Origin of the sequence: Pantoea dispersa (genome assembly GCF_019890955.1) — a bacterium.
Classification (GTDB): Bacteria; Pseudomonadota; Gammaproteobacteria; order Enterobacterales; family Enterobacteriaceae; genus Pantoea; species Pantoea dispersa.
Window position 1 is genome coordinate 526,167 of record NZ_CP082347.1, and the last position, 14,244, is coordinate 540,410.

15 protein-coding genes are annotated in these 14,244 nt (G+C 61.1%); 6 read left to right on the forward strand and 9 right to left on the reverse strand.

The genetic code is table 11. The features are described 5' to 3' along the window. Positions 1 to 175: 175 nt before the first annotated feature. The gene (locus K7H94_RS21140) at positions 176 to 1,693 is read right to left on the reverse strand and encodes an MDR family MFS transporter (protein ID WP_222952158.1); all 1,518 of its coding nucleotides are present in this window, start codon (positions 1,691 to 1,693) and stop codon (positions 176 to 178) included. A gap of 78 nt (positions 1,694 to 1,771) precedes the next feature. On the opposite strand from K7H94_RS21140, the gene K7H94_RS21145 reads away from it, so the two are divergent. Next, positions 1,772 to 2,434, forward strand: coding sequence for a TetR/AcrR family transcriptional regulator (locus K7H94_RS21145; RefSeq protein WP_215788071.1), 663 nt, complete (start codon positions 1,772 to 1,774; stop codon positions 2,432 to 2,434). Between the two features lies 1 nt (position 2,435). Here the strand turns inward: K7H94_RS21145 and K7H94_RS21150 are convergent, their stop codons facing one another. Further along, positions 2,436 to 2,591: a hypothetical protein gene (locus K7H94_RS21150; protein ID WP_193750267.1), complete on the reverse strand. Its 156-nt coding sequence runs from the start codon at positions 2,589 to 2,591 to the stop codon at positions 2,436 to 2,438. A 183-nt stretch (positions 2,592 to 2,774) separates the two neighbouring features. On the opposite strand from K7H94_RS21150, the gene K7H94_RS21155 reads away from it, so the two are divergent. The 4 genes from K7H94_RS21155 to K7H94_RS21170 are packed head-to-tail and all read left to right on the forward strand — an operon-like array spanning position 2,775 to position 5,776. Beyond that, positions 2,775 to 3,341, forward strand: coding sequence for a peroxiredoxin (locus K7H94_RS21155; protein WP_021508968.1), 567 nt, complete (start codon positions 2,775 to 2,777; stop codon positions 3,339 to 3,341). Between the two features lie 14 nt (positions 3,342 to 3,355). Further along, positions 3,356 to 4,585, forward strand: a complete 1,230-nt coding sequence (locus K7H94_RS21160; RefSeq protein ID WP_215801059.1) for a protein-disulfide reductase DsbD family protein — start codon at positions 3,356 to 3,358, stop codon at positions 4,583 to 4,585. Positions 4,586 to 4,602: 17 nt separating this feature from the next. Further along, positions 4,603 to 5,154: a sigma-70 family RNA polymerase sigma factor gene (locus K7H94_RS21165; RefSeq protein WP_088517367.1), complete on the forward strand. Its 552-nt coding sequence runs from the start codon at positions 4,603 to 4,605 to the stop codon at positions 5,152 to 5,154. Next, positions 5,147 to 5,776: an NrsF family protein gene (locus tag K7H94_RS21170; protein WP_141495885.1), complete on the forward strand. Its 630-nt coding sequence runs from the start codon at positions 5,147 to 5,149 to the stop codon at positions 5,774 to 5,776. Before K7H94_RS21165 ends, K7H94_RS21170 begins: the two co-directional genes overlap by 8 nt. Before the next feature lie 21 nt (positions 5,777 to 5,797). On the opposite strand, the gene K7H94_RS21175 is transcribed toward K7H94_RS21170, so the two are convergent. Then, complete coding sequence (locus tag K7H94_RS21175; RefSeq protein ID WP_058781094.1) at positions 5,798 to 6,862, reverse strand: SDR family oxidoreductase; 1,065 nt, start codon at positions 6,860 to 6,862, stop codon at positions 5,798 to 5,800. Positions 6,863 to 6,962: 100 nt separating this feature from the next. Between K7H94_RS21175 and K7H94_RS21180 the strand changes: the two genes are divergently transcribed. Then, positions 6,963 to 7,865, forward strand: coding sequence for a LysR family transcriptional regulator (locus K7H94_RS21180; protein WP_222952159.1), 903 nt, complete (start codon positions 6,963 to 6,965; stop codon positions 7,863 to 7,865). Between the two features lie 7 nt (positions 7,866 to 7,872). Here the strand turns inward: K7H94_RS21180 and K7H94_RS21185 are convergent, their stop codons facing one another. Genes K7H94_RS21185 through K7H94_RS21210 form a run of 6 tightly spaced genes read right to left on the reverse strand, consistent with a single transcriptional unit; the run spans position 7,873 to position 14,203 of the window. Further along, entirely contained in the window at positions 7,873 to 8,523 is a 651-nt protein-coding gene (locus tag K7H94_RS21185) for a methionine ABC transporter permease (RefSeq protein ID WP_021508962.1), read from the reverse strand. After that, entirely contained in the window at positions 8,507 to 9,604 is a 1,098-nt protein-coding gene (locus K7H94_RS21190) for a methionine ABC transporter ATP-binding protein (RefSeq protein ID WP_222952160.1), read from the reverse strand. The genes K7H94_RS21185 and K7H94_RS21190 overlap by 17 nt, the downstream gene beginning before the upstream one ends. A gap of 2 nt (positions 9,605 to 9,606) precedes the next feature. Then, positions 9,607 to 10,407: a MetQ/NlpA family ABC transporter substrate-binding protein gene (locus K7H94_RS21195; RefSeq protein ID WP_021508960.1), complete on the reverse strand. Its 801-nt coding sequence runs from the start codon at positions 10,405 to 10,407 to the stop codon at positions 9,607 to 9,609. 20 nt (positions 10,408 to 10,427) lie between these two features. After that, positions 10,428 to 11,789 carry an LLM class flavin-dependent oxidoreductase gene (locus tag K7H94_RS21200; protein ID WP_222952161.1) on the reverse strand — a complete coding sequence of 454 codons (1,362 nt, stop codon included), beginning with the start codon at positions 11,787 to 11,789 and terminating at the stop codon, positions 10,428 to 10,430. Further along, complete coding sequence (locus K7H94_RS21205; RefSeq protein ID WP_222952402.1) at positions 11,786 to 12,988, reverse strand: SfnB family sulfur acquisition oxidoreductase; 1,203 nt, start codon at positions 12,986 to 12,988, stop codon at positions 11,786 to 11,788. The genes K7H94_RS21200 and K7H94_RS21205 overlap by 4 nt, the downstream gene beginning before the upstream one ends. 9 nt (positions 12,989 to 12,997) lie before the next feature. After that, the gene (locus tag K7H94_RS21210) at positions 12,998 to 14,203 is read right to left on the reverse strand and encodes an SfnB family sulfur acquisition oxidoreductase (RefSeq protein ID WP_222952162.1); all 1,206 of its coding nucleotides are present in this window, start codon (positions 14,201 to 14,203) and stop codon (positions 12,998 to 13,000) included. Between the last annotated feature and the right edge of the window lie 41 nt (positions 14,204 to 14,244).

Here is a 14,244-nt window from a genome sequence, read left to right on the forward strand (position 1 = left end):
CTCGCTGTCTTCACTATTTTTACCTAAGTTTACATAAAGGTAACGCTATGTATTTAGGATAAAAATCTATATCTTTTGCTGCTTTGCGCCGACAGCGCATATTTATCCGGCAAATTGCGTTTAAATTTTATTCCGCAGCCTGACCGACGGACCTGCTGCGAAATAACCGGAAAGCTTATTTGCGCACGTTATCGCGCAGCGGCAACTCCGGCAGCAGCAGCGAAAGTATAAAAGCCAATAGCATAACGCCGGCGGCCATCTGAAATGCGGCATGCACCGCATCACTGAACACCAGCAAATAAGCCTGACGCAGCGCTGCAGGCAAATGGTTCACGGCGACCGGATCCAGCGAAGGCGGCAGCACGTTACCCTGCTCTATCAGTCGGGTCGCTCCGGATTTCAGCACGTGACTGAACACAGCGCCAAACAGCGCAACGCCGATCGAACCGCCCACCGAGCGAAACAGCGTAACCGATGAGGTCGCTACGCCGATGCGATCGGGCGTCACCGCATTTTGCACCGCCAGCACCAGCACCTGCATAGTCATGCCCATTCCCATGCCGAGCACGCTGGAGAACAGATAAATGTGCCAGAGCGGCGCATCCAGCGTCAGCGTGGTCATCAGCGCCATCCCGGTTGTGGCCAGTAGCGTCCCGGCGATGGGGAACAAACGGTATTTCCCGCTGCGGCTAATCATGCGACCACTAATGATCGAGGTGACCAGCAGCCCGCCCATCAGCGGTAACAGCTGTAGTCCGGCCTCGGTGGGCGTGGCGTTTTTTACTACCTGCAAATAAAGCGGCAAAAACGTCACGCTGCCAAACAACGCCATGCCGATAATAAACGCCATCAGACTGGCGAGGGAAAAACTGCGATTGCGGAACAGATCGAGCGGAATGATCGGTTCCCACGCGCGTCGCTCCTCATAGATAAATCCCGACACGCCAACCAGCCCCATGGCCAGAATGCACCATAGCTGGGGATCTGACCATTCGCGCAGCGTGCCGCCTTCACTGGTAAACAGCGTCACGCCCACCAGCGCCAGGCTGAGAAACACCGCACCCGGATAATCGATTTCATGGGGTTTGCGTCGGCTATCCGCTTTAAACACCGCATTAATGATCAGCAGCGCCAGCAGGCCGAGTGGCAGATTAATGTAGAAAATCCAGCGCCAGGACATGTGCTGCACGATAAAACCGCCCAGCAGCGGCCCAATCACAGTCGCCAGACCAAACACGCCGCCAAACAGGCCCTGGTACCGGCCGCGATCGGCGGGCGGAATGACATCCGCGACCGCCGCCATGCTCACCACCATCAATCCGCCGCCGCCCAGTCCCTGCAGCGCGCGGGTAAAAATCAGCTGCGGCATGTTTTGCGCCAGCCCGCACAGCGCCGAGCCCAGCAAAAACAGCACCACCGAGATTTGCAGCACCGTTCGGCGGCCAAACAGATCGCCAAATTTGCCGTACAGCGGTACAACCAGGGTTGAGGCCAGCATGTAAGCAGTGACGATCCACGACAGGCGATCCAGCCCGCCCAGTTCGCCGACGATAGTCGGCAGCGCGGTCGAGACGATGGTCTGATCAAGCGCGGACAGCAGCATCACCAGCATCAGCGCGCCCATCAGCAGGCGAATGGAAGGCGGGCGGGTTGCCCCGCTGTCGCGCTGCGATGTGATAGATTGAGGTTTCATAACGACACCGTTTGAAATTAATTAAATGCACAATTAATATTAACCGAAGTCTGACACGAAACCCGTGAGTACGTAAAGATGACCGCACAAAAAGTGATGGAGAGCGAGACAACACCTTCTGATAAACCCCGCCGGCCGGGCCGTCCACGCGGCGGCGCAATCAATGCCCAGCAGCGCGAGCACCTGCTGGACATCACGCTCGCGCTGTATGCGCAAAACGGCATCGCGGAAACCTCGCTCAACGCCATAGCCCGTAAAGCTGGCGTCAGCCCGGCCATGCTGAATTACTATTTTCAATCGCGCGAGTCACTGCTGGATACCGTGGTCGCGGAACGCTTTGTGCCGTTACGGCAACGGCTGGAAGCGCATTTTGTCGAAGAGAGTAGTGACCCTGTCGCTGCGATCAGCGGATTTATTAAAGAGTTTGCGGATATCGTGCTGAGTCATGACTGGTTCGCACCGCTGTGGCTGCAGGAAGTCGCCAGTGGTCAGGGGCTGGGCGGCACGCTGAAACAGCGTCACGGTCATGCCGGACGCGAACGGATTCGCGCGTTGCTGATTCAGTGGCAGCAGCAGGGATTACTGAATAACCAGCTGAATGTCGATGTGCTGATGACCTCAATTCTCAGCATGGTACTGGTGCCCTTTACCCGCTTTGCCCACGAGCCGGGCTTTGATACCGAAATGATTCTGCAGCACACCCTCAGCATGGTGTGCCAGGGTATACAGCCGCGTAACTGAGTCAGGCGTCGTCGCCGTGGGTCAGCGTCTCCAGCTGCTGCCAGAAATCTTCCGGTACCGGCTGCACCCGGGGTGCCGGCTCGGCAATGTGCTGTTCAAGGGAGGCCAGCAGCTGCTGGGTTTCACTGTTCTGTTTATCGCAAGACGTTGAAGACATATCTAAAACCTAAAAAAACATCAGGCGATTATTGTAAGGATTTCACGCAAAGAATAAATAAACGAGACGGGAAAAAGGGATCTTCCCTGCTTTTTTTTGCCCTCCGCGCAACTTTTTACCGACTGCGGCGAACTGTCTGGCTGAACACCCCTAACCGGACCTCTTTCACCGCAGGAGCAGATCATGACAACTATCAGGCATCTCATCGCTACCCTCACCCTCGGCACCACGCTGAGCCTCGCCGCCTTCGCTGCCAGCGCGGCGCTGCCCGTCGGGGCCAAAGCACCTGACTTTGAACTTCAGGGCGCGCTGGCCGGTAAGCCGCTCACTTTCTCGCTGCAGCAGGCGCTGCAAAAAGGGCCGGTGGTGCTCTACTTCTTCCCGGCGGCCTTCAGCGCGGGTTGTACCATTGAGGCGCACGACTTCGCCGAAGCCACGGATGATTTCAAAAAAATGGGCGCCACGGTGATCGGCGTCACGGCCGGTAACACCGAGCAGATCAGCGATTTTTCTAAGCTGGAGTGTCGTGACAAATTCGCCGTAGCTGCCGATCCGGGTGCCAAAGTGGCCGCCGAATATAAAACGCTGATGCAGATAAAAGGCAAAACGCTGTCTGACCGCACCTCTTATGTGATTGCCCCCAACGGCAATATTCTGCTGAGCTATACCGACAGAAACCCGGATACCCATATCGAAAAAGCGCTGGCGGCGGTGAAAGAGTATGACGCTGCGCATCCGCAAGCGCAGTAAGTGAGAGGGCAGCCATGTTAACCGCGATGCTGGCCGCCTTTTTGGGCGGCATCATCCTCAACCTCATGCCGTGCGTCTTTCCGGTGATTTCGCTGAAAGCGCTTGGCCTGCTACGCCATCAAAGCCAGGCTGCCAGCGCGCGCCGTGAAGGCCTCGGTTTCCTGCTCGGCGTGCTGGTGACCATGATGGCGCTGGCCGGCATTCTGCTGGCCGCACGCGCGGGTGGCGCCGCGGTCGGCTGGGGCTTTCAGCTGCAGTCACCGCTGGTGATCGCCCTGCTGTCGCTGGTGATGCTGGCTGCCGCGCTTAACCTGCTTGGCGTCTTTGAGGTGGGACTAACGGTGCAGCGCGTCGGGGCCATCGACATCCAGCGCGGCGCTTTTTTGCGTTCCGCGCTGACCGGGGCACTGGCGATCATCGTAGCCACGCCCTGCGCCGCGCCCTTTATGGCCAGCGCCATCGGCTACGCGCTGGTGCAGCCCCCTGCGGTTGCGCTGGTCATTTTCTTTGCGCTGGCGCTCGGCTTTGCCGCGCCCTTTACCCTGCTGTCGCTGTTCCCGCCGCTGGCGCGATTTTTACCGCGTCCTGGCGTCTGGATGGATATCCTTAAGCGCGGGCTGGCCTTTCCCATGCTGGGTGCCTGGGCCTGGCTGGTGTGGATTCTGGCCCAGCAGGCGGGCAGCAGCGCGCTGGCTATTGTGCTGGCCGCCTCGGTGGTGCTGGCGTTTGCCGGCTGGCTGTATGGCATGGCGCAGCAGCGCCGCTTTGCCGGAAAAGGGCACAAAGCGCTGTTCAGCGTCACGGCGATATTGCTGATTGCGGTGATCGCGCCGCTGCCGGGGCTGATCAAGCCAGGCGCGGCGCTGCAAGCCGATGTGCAGGCGCAGGTCAGCAAACAGACGTGGACGCCGCAGGCGGTGGCCGCTCAGCGCGGGCATGGCAAAGCGATTTTTGTCGATTTTACCGCATCATGGTGCATCACCTGTCAGGTGAACGAGAAGACCTCGCTGTCGACCCAGGCGGTGAAAACCGCACTGGCGAAAACCGGTACGCTGTACATGGTGGCAGACTCGACTAAATTTAACCCGGACGTTGATGACGTGATGAGTGAGTTTGGTCAGGGCGGTTTACCGATGTACCTGGTGTATCCGGCTGATGGCGGACCACCGAAAGTACTGCCGCAGGTGCTGACACCCGGCATCGTAGTGGATGCGTTAAACCAGGCGGCAGCGAAGAAGACGTAACGGCAACAAGGCAGCGTATGCACACAGGCGATAGCGCACGTGAAAACTGGCCCGGACTGATGGAACGCGCGCAGGCCGGGGATCAGTGTGCCTATACCCGGCTGCTGCGGGCGCTGGTGCCGGTGATACGCGCGCAGGTGCGGCGCAGGCTGAGCGATGAAGCCTTAACGGAAGATGTGATTCAGGATGTGCTGCTCACGCTGCATCGCGTGCGCCACACCTACGATCCCGCTTACCCTTTTCTGCCCTGGCTGACGGCGATAGTCTCGGCACGCGCGATTGATGCCCTGCGCCGCCGCGGCCGCCAGCATCACTGTACGCTTGACGACGCTCAGGCCGCCGATCCCGCCAGCACGGCAGAACAGCAGCAGCTGGACACCCGGCAGGAGCTGGCGGGCTATCTCAGCCAGCTGCCGCTGCGTCAGCGCGAAATCGTTGAGCATGTTCATTTGCATGAAATGAGCCTGAACGAGGCGGCGGCACACCATAATCTGAGCGTATCGGCGGTGAAATCGCTGCTGCACCGCGCGCTCATCAATCTGCGCCGCTTTGGAGCAAACCATGACTGACCATCATTTGCTGATTGAAAAACTGGGGCGCGATCTGCGCCCGGTGAAACGCCCGCCGGCGACCGGAAAACGCGTGCTGGGCTGGCTGGCGCTGGCGCTACCGGCCGGCATCGCGGCCAGTTTGCTGGTGCCGCGCACTCTGACCGACTGGTCGCAGACCGGCGCGATGCAGGCCGCGCTGCAACTGATGCTTGCGTTTATCCTCGGGCTGCTGGCGATGCGCAGCGCCTTTGAACTCAGCATTGCCGGCCGGCGCGGCATCAGCGCAAAGCTGCTGTTGCCGCCGGGCCTGCTGTGGCTGGGATTGAGCGCCAGCAGTCTGCTGCAGACGGCCACGCCGCTGCAGCAGCACGACACGCTGCCGTGCTTTGTTTTCCTGCTGGTGGTGAGTCTGCCGATGCTGCTGCTGACCATCATCAGTCTGCGCCGGACGCGGGCGCTCTATCCGGCCCGCAGTCTGGCCATGGCGGGCCTGGGCGTCGCCTGCATGGCGGTAAGCCTGCTGGCGTTCTGTCATCCGGTGCACCTGCATGCGCTGGATTTGCTGCAGCACCTGGCGGCCATCGTGAGCATCATCGTGCTGACCGTATTGCTTGGCCGGCGCTGGGTGCAGATCGCCTGACGGCGCCGGCCAGTGACGCTATCAGGGAATGATGCGCTCCGCACGCAGCCGGTCGAACAGCTGGGTGAAGGAATCCAGCGTGGCGCGATAGCCGGTAAAGCCGGCTTTACGGCTCTTGCTCATATCGGTAAACGCCTCCATCGGCCGACCCAAATCCGCATCGGTGTGCCACCACGACGCCAGTTTATCGATGTCCGCTTCACGCAGCTGATAGCGCGCAGCGATCTCACGCCATGCCGCTGCGGCTTCCTGCATGCGTCCTTCCAGCGGCATCATCTGCGCCGGATAGTCTGCAGCTTCAATACCGAAATAGTCTGCCAGACGCGGCCACAGCCAGTTCCAGCGGAACACATCGCCGTTCACCGCGTTGAAATCCTGATTGGCAGCCCCTTCAGCACTGGTTGCCCACAGCAGCTGTTCCGCCAGTAAACCGGCTTCGGTGACATCGGCCAGACCGTTCCACTGCTGCGGCGAGCCGGGAAAGATAAACGGCCAGCCTTTTTCACGGCACAGCGTGGCGTAAACGGCCAGCGTCTGCCCCATGTTCATGGCGTTACCCAATGCATAACCGATGATGGTGTGTGGACGGTGCACACTCCAGCTGTAGCCATATTGCTCTGCGCCGGCAAACACTTCGTCTTCCTGCGCATAGTAAAAGTTATCGACTGGCTGACGTCCCTGCTCTTCGCGGAACGGCGTCACCGGGACCGCGCCCTTGCCATACGCTTCGAACGGACCGAGGTAGTGCTTCAGCCCGGTCACCAGTGCCACATGCGCACCGTTCAGCCGCTCGCCGAGCGCGGCAATGACGTTATGCACCATGCCGCCGTTAACGCGAATGTTCTCTTTTTCATTCGCCTGGCGTGACCAGACGCTAAAGAACAGCGCATCCGGTTTTTCCTGCGCCAGCGCATTGCGCACTGCTTCTGCATCGGTCAGATCGGCCGTCAGACTGCGGCAGCCTTCCGGAATGGCACCGCGTCCGCGCGACAAACCGGTTACCTGCCAGCCCTCGCTTTGCAGCCTTTCCGCCAGCGCACGACCGATAACCCCGCTGATTCCCACGATTAACGCCTGTTTTTGCATGTCGAATCTCCTCTGTTGCAGTTATCCTTAGCGTAATAGAGAATTAAATTCTTAGCCGTGGCATTAATTCACATCATTCCTGAACTGGATTCACTAATACATGCACGATCAGCGTCTGAAAGACATCGTTCCTTTTGTCGCCAGTGTCGAAAGCGGCAGTTTTGCCGCTGCCGCTGAGCGTCTGCACCTGACCGGTTCCGCCATCAGCAAAAGCGTGACGCGGCTGGAAGCGCGGCTCGGCTCACGTCTGCTGGAGCGCACCACCCGCAGTCTGACGCTCACCGACGCCGGCAGCGCCTATTATCAGACCTGCCTGCGCATTATGGAGGAGCTGGCGGAAGCCGAAGCAGTGCTGGCGGCGCAGCGCACCATTCCTTCCGGGCGATTGCGGCTGGCGGTGCCCAATACCTATGGCCGGCTCGGCGTCATGCCGCTGCTGATTCCGTTCTGTCAGCAGCATCCGGATGTGGAACTCAGCCTGACCTTCTCGGATCGCTTTATTGATCTGTTTGATGAGGGCATTGATGTCGCGGTGCGCATCGGCGGTTCGCCGGATCTGCCCGCCTCGCTCGGCTGCCGGGCGATGGGCCGCGAGCGTATGGTGTTTTGCGCCGCGCCGGACTATCTGGCGCGCGCAGGCAGACCAACCAGCGAGAGTGAGTTGCTGCGGCATCGGGCGATTCTGTACGAGCGCGTTGACGGCAGCACCAAGCCGTGGCTGTTCACCACGGAGGATGGACATCCGCACTGGCGCCAGGTGCCGTCTCGCATGGCGCTGGGCGACGTGGATGCACAAATGCAGGCGCTGTGCGCTGGCCTCGGGGTGGCGCAAATGCCGTCTTGGCTGGTGCGTGACGCGCTGGCGAGCGGCGCGCTGGAAGTGATTGTGCCGCATCAGCAGCCGGACGGTCTGCCGCTGTCGGTGATTTGGCCACGGCGCAAACAGCTACTGCCGAAGGTTGACGCGCTGCTGGCGGCGCTTGACGGCCTGCAGATCAGGTAAAACGCCTTTAGCGATGGTTCAGCCGGCGCGACAGCCGGTCGCCACACAGCTGCAGCAGCGTGACCAGTGCCACCAGCACCACGATCACCGTGAGCATGACCTGCATATCGAAACGCTGGTAGCCGTAACGATAAGCCAGATCGCCCAGCCCGCCGGCGCCGATCGCACCGGCCATCGCCGAGGCATTAATCATCGTCACCAGCGTAATGGTAAAACCGCTGACGATGCCAGGCCGCGCTTCCGGCAGCAGCACGTGCCAGACAATATGCCAGCGCTGAAAGCCCATCGCCTGCGCCGCTTCCGTCAGCCCTTTATCCACTTCGCGCAGACTCACCTCCGCGATGCGGGCAAAAAACGGCGTCGCCGCCAGCGTCAGCGGCACCACGGCCGCCCAGACGCCGTAGGTAGTGCCGACAATCCAGCGGGTAAACGGGATCAGCGCCACCATCAGAATCAAAAACGGAATCGAGCGGAACAGGTTCACCAGCCAGCCCAGCAGCCGGTTGAGCAGCGGATTGGGGAACAGATCGCCGCGCCCGGTTACCACCAGAATCACCGCCATCGGTAAACCGATCAGCAGCGCCAGCAGCGACGACACGCCGACCATCAGCAGCGTATCCAGCAACCCCTGCCATAAACGATCAATAGCCAGTGACATAACCTGCAACCTCCAGTTGGTCCGCCAGCGGATGAAGCGCGGCAAGGGCTGCCGGCGCGTCGTGGCGGGCATCCAGCAGCAGCAACAGCTGGCCGGTGGGTTTGCGATCGACCCATTCAACCGCACTATACAGTAGCGTCAGCTCACCGCTGACCTGTGCGCTGATCGCCGCCAGATCCGGCTGCGCGCCCTTCCCGCTGTAGCGCAGCCGCACCAGCAAACGCGAGTCCACGTTCTGACGTTGCGGCGTCAGCAGCGGCTGGATGGCCTCCGGCAGCGCGCCGAATTGCGGATTGAGCAACTGCCGCGTCGTCTCATGCTGCGGATCGCTGTACACCTGCCACACCGGACCGCGCTCAATGATTTCACCCTGATCGATCACCGCCATCTGGTGACACAGGTCGTGCACCACGTCCATCTCATGGGTGATCAGCACAATAGTGATATGACGCTGCTGATTGATTTTTTTCAGCAGCGCGAGGATGGCGCGCGTGGTTTCCGGATCCAGCGCCGAGGTTGCCTCGTCGCACAGCAGCAGTTCCGGATCGTGCACCAGCGCGCGCGCAATGCCGACGCGCTGCTTCTGCCCGCCGGAGAGTTGCGCCGGCCAGGCATGCTGGCGCGCTTCCAGCCCAACCAGCGCCAGCAGCTCATCCACTTTTTGCCGCCGTTGCGCCGCCGGTATGCCAGCCACCTTCATCGGCAGCTCAATGTTTTGCCGCACCGTTTTAGCGGACAGTAAATTGAAGTGCTGAAAAATCATGCCGGTGCGGCGCCGCCACTGCACCAGCTGGCTGGCGCTCAGTGAACTGAGATCGATACCGTCAATCACCACCGCACCCTGCGTCGGATTTTCCAGCCGGTTCAGACAGCGGATCAGCGTCGATTTGCCCGCGCCGCTGCGGCCAATGATGCCAAAAATTTCGCCGCGTTTAACCTGCAGGTCGATGTGCTTCAGCGCATCCTGCGACTGGCCGTCATAGCGTTTGCTCAGCCCGCGGATCTGCACATGCGCACGGCCCGCCACCGGCGTCGTCGTGTGCAGCGCCGCCTGCTCGCCAGGAAGAGTCAGGCTGACCATGATTACTGGCTCCAGCCCGGCTGATACAGCTTGCCGTAGAACTCATCCAGCTTCGCGCGCACCACCGGCGAGTGCTGATAGATATCAACAAACTTTTTGAGACGCGGATCGTCCTGATGTCCGTCACGAATCACGAACTGAATCACATATTCCGGATGCTCAAGGCCATCAAATAACAGGGCCTTGTTGGGGTCGATGGTCTTCGACAAACGCAGATAGTGCGGATACCCCTGCGCCAGGTCGACCTCATCCAGCGAGCGCGACAGCTGCACTGCTTCCACTTCGATGATTTTCAGGTGTTTGGGATTGCTGGCGATATCATCCACGGTGGATTTCAGCCCGCTGCCCGGTTTTAACGTAATCAGCTGCGCTTTTTGCAACAGCAGCAATCCGCGCGCACCGTTAATCGGGTCATTGGCAATCGCCACCGTGCCGCCGTCCGGAATCTGATCGATTGCCGTGTGCTTCTTCGAATAGAGCCCGATGTTATTGATGATGGCGGGCGCATACGGCACCAGATGGAAACCGCCCTCGCGGTTGGCATTATCAAGAAACGGCTTGTGCTGGAACAGGTTGACGTCAATGTCGCCATTTTCCACGCTCACGTTCGGCGCAGTCCAGTCGGTGAACTCCACCAGCTCCACCTGCAGTCCCTGCTTTTTCGCTTCAGCCACGGCGGTTTCCAGCGGCGGCGCGAAAGCCGCCGTGGTACCGACTTTGAGGGCGCCGCTGTAGTCACCGGCGGCAAACGCGCTGGCGGTTAATATTGCGGCGCTCAGCGCCACTAATGAGGCAAATTTCATCCTGACTCCCTGAGGTTAAATTAACGAACGTCAGCCGCAGGCCGCCAGCGCGCGGCCGGGTGGCGCGCGGGCAGACGATCCTGCTGTTGAAAAATTTTTTGCCGGAGCGATCCCGGCTGATAAGCGGTTTTAAAGCGGCCGCGCTGCTGAAGTTCCGGCACCACCAGCTCAATAAAATCGCGGTAGCTTTGCGGATTCAGGATGCGCGTCAGATTGAAGCCGTCGATGTCACCTTCATCAATCCAGCGGATCAACTGGTCGGCGACCTGGGACGGGTTGCCGACAATCACCGGGTAGCGGCTGCCAAGCGCGTGCTGCTCCAGCAGCTGGCGACGCGTCCAGCCGTTATAGGCTTTGCTCACCGATTCAATGGCGCGCGTGTCGCCGCTGTGAATCGGTTCATCGAGGCCAAACGCGGCGAGATCGACGCCAATTGAGCTGGAGAAGTGCGCAATGCCGGCTTCGGCACTGGCGTATTCCAGATAGCTGCGGTGCTTCTCCTGCGCTTCGCGTTCGCTGGCGGCGACGATCACGCTGACGCCCATAAAGATGCGTAAGTCGTCCGCCTGACGACCCGCCGTCACCGCCGCGTGGCGCAGACGCTGCGCCTGCTCGCGCAGCGCCGCCGGCGAGCTGGCATTCACGAAACTGCACTCGGCGTGCCGCGCAGCAAACGCCACGCCGCGTGCGGATGAGCCTGCCTGGAACAGCAGCGGCGTGCGCTGCGGCGAGGGGCTGCTCAGGTGATAGCCCTGCACCTGATAAAATTCACCCTGATGATTGATCGCGTGAATCTTCTGCGCGTCGGCATACAGCCGGCGCTGTTTGTCGGCCAGCAACGCATCGTCCTGCCAGCTGCCTTCCCACAGCTGATAAGTGACATCGAGAAATTCATCGGCCTGGTCGTAGCGCCGATCGTGCGCCAGCAGTTGCTGCTGCCCCATGGCGCGCGCCGCGCTGTCGAGATAGCCGGTCACGATGTTCCAGCCGATGCGGCCATTGGTCAGATGGTCGAGCGTCGACAGGCGGCGGGCAAAAGGATAAGGGGCTTCGTAGCTCAGATTGGCGGTCACGCCAAAGCCCAGGTGCTGCGTCACGCTGGCCATGCCGGAAATCAGCATCAGCGGATCGTTCACCGGCAGCTGAATGGACTCGCGCGCCGTCAGGCCGATACCCTGCTGATACACATCGTAAACGCCGAGAATATCGGCAATAAACAGTCCGTCGAACAGGCCGCGCTCCAGCAGGCGCGCTAAATCCAGCCAGTACGCCAGCGAATTGAACTCCACCGAGCGGTCCTGTGGATGGGTCCACATGCCATGGTGAATATGCCCCACGCAGTTCATGTTAAAAGCATTGAGCAGAATCTGTTTGCGGCTCATAGCGTTCCCCGTCGCGGTGGCAGCACGCCGTTAAGCAGATAGTTGCCGATGACCGGATATTTCCAGCGTACCGGGTCATGCAGCGTGTGGGTGCGCGCGTTGCGCCAGTGGCGATCGAGATTGTGCTCGCGCAGGCTAGCGCGCGATCCGCCCAGCTCAAACAGCAGGTTGCCGGCTTCCAGCGCCACCTCAGTGGTCCAGGCACGCGCTTTCGCCACTTCAACCGATGCCAGCGCGACGTGTTCAGCGCTCGGGTTGCGTTGGGCGATATCGACCGCCTCCCCGGCGACATCCAGCAACGCATCACCGGCGCTGAGTCGTGCGGCAAGCCGCCCGGTGCGATCCAGCGTCAGCGGATCGTCACAGGCTCGCTCGACGCCGCTGTCCGGCCACGGCCGCGCGCGCTGCTGCACAAAGGCCAGCATGTCGTTGAAGGCCGCGCGGGCAATGCCCTGGTCGATGGCCGCGTGCATAATCTGGGCAAACGGTCCGACGGTGGTCGGCCGCTCAAACGCGCTGTGAAACGGCACCACATCGTCCGGCGCGATCGCCACATCACGAAACTGCACGCTGCCGCTGCCGGTGGTGCGCTGGCCGAAACCGCTCCAGTCATCAATCACCGTCACGCCCGGCTGATGGCGCGGCACAAACACCAGCTGTTCTTTGCCGTCATCGGCGATGGCCAGCGTCGGGATGCGGTCGGCAAACAGCGCCCCGGTGCAGTAAAATTTGTCGCCGTTGAGGCGCAGCCCGCTGGTGGTCTGGCTGAAGGCGGTGGTGCGCTGATGCGCCGCCGCAGAGGCGAACTCCGCCAGCGCGTTACCATAGTGAACGCCCGCCAGCACTTCGTTGTACAGCCGCTGCTGCTGGGCGTCGCTGCCGTTAACGCGCAGCACTTCCAGCGCGTAGAAGTGATTTTGCGGCACCTGACCGATTGATGCATCGGCAGCGCTGAGCATGACAAAAATCTGCGCCAGTTCTGCGCTGGAAATCTCAATGCCGCCCCACGCACGCGGCACGGTAATGGCGCCTAAGCCGGACTGGAAATAGTGCTGAAGTTCAGCATGTGGCAGCTCACGCTGCCGATCGCGCTGCGCTGCGCCGCTGCGAAAGCGTTCAGCCAGCTCCTCTGCCACCTGCAGGGCCTGCTGCGCACTGCGGATGCGTGCTGCCGGCTGTTTAGCGAAAACCTGCGTCATCATCGCTCCTTAAATCCACGCATGACGCGCGGGCAGAACATCATTGAGGTAATAGTTGCCGATGGCGTGCGTTTTCCAGCGCACCGGATCGTGCAGCGTATGGGTGCGCGCGTTGCGCCAGTGGCGATCCAGCCCATGCTTCAGCAATGTGCCGCGGCTGCCGCTCCACTCCAGCAGCTTTTCGCTGGCTTTCAGCGCAATTTCGGTGGTCAGCACTTTGGCTTCTGCAACCGCGATGGAGGCGCGCGCGCAGTGCGCAGCGGTAAGCGCGTGCGGGTCAATGCTGTCCAGTACGCGCGCCGCCCGCACCAGCAGCGCGTTGGCGGCGCCCAGTTCGGTGCTGATACGCCCGACATCGGCGAGAATGTAAGGATCGTCTGCGTTGCGGCTCACGCCCGCGTCCACCCACGGACGCGAGCTGCTGTGAATAAACGCCAGCGCCTCATCCAGCGCGCCCTGGGCGATCCCGGCGTCAATCGCGGCCTGGATCAGCTGCGATACGGCACCGCGCAGCGTTGGCTTATCGGGGGACGGTAGCGCGATGGTCAAACCGGCATCGACCGCCACCTGCTGGAGCTTCACCGTGCCGCTGGCGGTGGTGCGCTGACCGATACCCGACCAGTCATCGATAATCTCCACCCCTGCCGCCGGCAGCGGAATGAACGCCATCACCGGCTGGCCCTCCTGCTGCGCGGTGGTCACCAGAATGTCGGCAAACAGTGCACCGGTGGAATAGAACTTTTCACCGCTGAGCCGTAAACCCTCCGGGCCTGACACCAGCTGCGCCTGCACATCACGCGTATGCTTGCTGTTCTTTTCCGGACCGCCGTTGCCGAGCCGCTGGCCCTGTACCACCGCGCTGAGCAGGCGCTGCTGCTGTTGCGCGCTGCCTTCCCCCAGGATGAACTGGATCAGCCCGAAGTGGTTTTGCGGAATCTGGCCAAGCGACGGATCGCTGGCGGAGATCAGGCGGAACACCTCCGCCACAGTACCAAACGACAAACCGCCGCCGCCAAACTGGCGCGGCACGCTGATACTGCCCAGCCCCAGCTGGGTGAACTGATCGAGCAGTTCACGCGGATAGATACGCTGTTGGTCGCGTTCGGCTGCCCCGGCTTTCGCCTGTTCCGCCAGGTGGCGGGCAGCGTCGATTGCCGCCGCGTCAGACGTAATCACCGCCGCGCGCTGAAGTTGTTGAGCCCTGATTTGCGTCATCGCTGGATTCACTTTTTATTTTGCTGTGATTCACAGGCTCA